Here is a 533-nt window from a genome sequence, read left to right as displayed (position 1 = left end):
GCATGCGCCCGCGTCCTTATCCTTGGTGACGGAAACTTTGTCTTCAGGAGAGGGCTTCTGCTGCTGAGAGCTGGCCCCGCAAATTCGGACAGTAGCTTGAGTGGATTTTCTGCCTGACAGCGGCGAGGATTCTTGCTGCGAATCAGGAGCGAAGATGACGAAGAAGAGCCGCCGGACGCATTCTCCGGCATTCAAGGCGAAGGTTGCTTTGGCTGCGGTCAAAGGAGACAAGACACTGGCGGAGCTGGCGCAACTGTTTGATGTTCATCCGAACCAGATCACGATCTGGAAAAACCAGCTCCTGGAAGGCGCCGCCGGCGTGTTTGGGCATGACAAGACATCGGCCGAGACGCCGGTCGATTTGAAGGCGTTACATGCCAAGATCGGCGAGCTGGCGTTGGAAAACGATTTTTTGTCCGGCGCGCTCACCAAGGCGGGCCTGCTGAGCGCAAAGCGATGATCGACCGCGGTCATGATCTTTCTATCGTGCGCCAGGCGAAGGTCCTGAAGCTGGCTCGCAGCACGGTCTACTA

At 57.6% G+C, this 533-nt stretch carries 1 pseudogene; it reads left to right on the top strand.

The annotated features are described in order from the left end of the window. Window positions 1-154: 154 nt before the first annotated feature. Window positions 155-533, top strand: a pseudogene (locus IF803_RS42555) (transposase); the annotation flags it as partial.

The organism is Bradyrhizobium sp. UFLA06-06 (genome assembly GCF_054820065.1).
Note: the sequence above shows the minus strand (reverse complement) of the source record. Positions and strands in the feature narration are given on the sequence as shown.